At 50.5% G+C, this 461-nt stretch carries 1 protein-coding gene; it reads right to left on the bottom strand.

The annotated features are described in order from the left end of the window. Nucleotides 1-461 (bottom strand): HAD-IC family P-type ATPase (locus tag FOT42_RS17950; RefSeq protein WP_151891800.1); only part of this gene is annotated, 461 nt, incomplete at both ends.

Below are 461 nucleotides of genomic sequence, written 5' to 3'. Positions count from 1 at the left end.
ATATTGTGTTCGGCCCCCTTGCCGATTCCCACCATGATGGCCGTGGGGGTTGCCAAACCCAGCGCACAGGGACAAGCTATTACCAATACGGCAACTGCGGTCAACAGTGCATGGGTAAAAGCGTCCTCACCTCCCAGGAACATCCAGGTGATAAATGTCACCAGTGAAATCGTCATTACCACAGGAACAAAAATACCGGCAATCCTGTCCACCAATTTTTGTACGGGCGCTTTGCTCCCCTGTGCTTCCTGCACCATCTTGATGATCTGGGACAAAAGGGTCTCCCCTCCCACCCGGTCAGCTACAAACTGAAAGCTTCCTTTTTGGTTTACGGTACCGGCAAAAACTTTTTCATCCTTTGTCTTTTCTACAGGGACGGGTTCGCCCGTGATCATACTTTCATCAACATAGGAACTTCCTTTGGACACCGTTCCATCCACAGGGATTTTCTCTCCCGGTCT

It is taken from the genome of Flagellimonas hadalis (assembly GCF_007785775.2).
GTDB classification, from domain to species: Bacteria; Bacteroidota; Bacteroidia; order Flavobacteriales; family Flavobacteriaceae; genus Flagellimonas; species Flagellimonas hadalis.
The sequence above is the reverse complement of the archived record's forward strand: the minus strand, read 5'-3'. Positions and strand labels throughout refer to the sequence as shown.